Source organism: Dyadobacter sp. SRI_021, from assembly GCF_057586235.1.
In genome coordinates, this window is the sequence record NZ_JBYCZM010000047.1 from 1 (window position 1) to 688 (window position 688).

General features: G+C 51.7%; 1 rRNA gene. It reads left to right on the top strand.

From position 1 onward, the window contains the following. Positions 1–7: 7 nt before the first annotated feature. A 23S ribosomal RNA gene (locus AC2YIT_RS32205) occupies positions 8–688 on the top strand; the annotation flags it as partial.

Here is a 688-nt window from a genome sequence, read left to right on the forward strand (position 1 = left end):
AAAGTCGCGCAAGCGAATTAAGGGCGCATGGGGGATACCTAGGCTCTCAGAGGCGAAGAAGGACGTGATAAGCTGCGAAAAGCTATGGGGAGCAGCACATATGCATTGATCCATAGATATCCGAATGGGGCAACCCAATCAGGTGAAGCCTGATTACCCTACGGGGGGCAAACGCGGGGAACTGAAACATCTAAGTACCCGCAGGAGAAGAAAACAATAGTGATTCCGTAAGTAGTGGCGAGCGAACACGGAACAGCCCAAACCAACCTGGTTACGGCCAGGTTGGGGTTGTAGGACTCACCAAGTGGTTAAATAGCGAACTGGAATGGCATGGGAAGGCCAATCGTAGAGGGTGAGAATCCCGTACAGGCAGCGATTTTAACTGAGTGAGTATCCTGAGTAAGTGGGGACCGGTGGAATCCCCTCTGAATCCGGCGGCACCATCCGCCAAGGCTAAATACTCCTGAGAGACCGATAGTGAACGAGTACCGTGAGGGAAAGGTGAAAAGTACCGTGAGCAACGGGGTGAAATAGAACTTGAAACCATGCGCTTACAAGCGGTCGGAGCCTATGGGTGACGGCGTGCCTTTTGCATAATGAGCCTACGAGTTACGGTTACTGGCAAGGTTAATGTTTGAAGAACAGGAGCCGAAGCGAAAGCGAGTCTGAATAGGGCGATTAGTCAGTG